Source organism: Alteromonas alvinellae, assembly GCF_902705805.1.
The window spans coordinates 1-467 of the sequence record NZ_CACSIH010000107.1; the positions used below are offsets into that span (position 1 = coordinate 1).

Annotated in this window: 1 protein-coding gene; it reads right to left on the minus strand. The window is 49.5% G+C overall.

All coding sequences use genetic code 11. The features are described 5' to 3' along the window. The coding region (locus ACX5KA_RS06835; RefSeq protein ID WP_458730737.1) for a Tn3 family transposase at positions 1-467 on the minus strand (467 nt) is incomplete at both ends.

Below are 467 nucleotides of genomic sequence, written 5' to 3' on the forward strand. Positions count from 1 at the left end.
TCAAACAGATCATTGATGACACTACTGAACTGCGCGTATCGCGGTGCAAAACTGTAACCGCATAGATCCAGTAAGGCGAAGTTAACATGATTGACACCGTGTGTATCTGTCGAGAGTACGTCAGGTTTGATTTCACTGCTGTTGGATTGTAACAGGTCATAAATATAGTGTGATTCGTGCTCGTTGGAACCGATGATCCGAGCATTGAGGGCGCTGTGGTTGGCCACCAGTGTCATGGCCGTGATCCCTTTGTTGGTGCCGAAATACTTAGAGGAGTACCGGGTTTTAAAGGTTTCCAGATGGGTTTCGAATTTCTGACCATCCGCACTGGCATGCAGCTGGTCCTCCTGAATATGGTAGTGGCGGAAGATGGGTAGCGCTGCAACCGCATTATTGATCACGTCGCTGGCGTCATGCAGCGTTTCAGGCCGGATATAGTTGGCCTGCACCGTACTCAGGTGTTCATA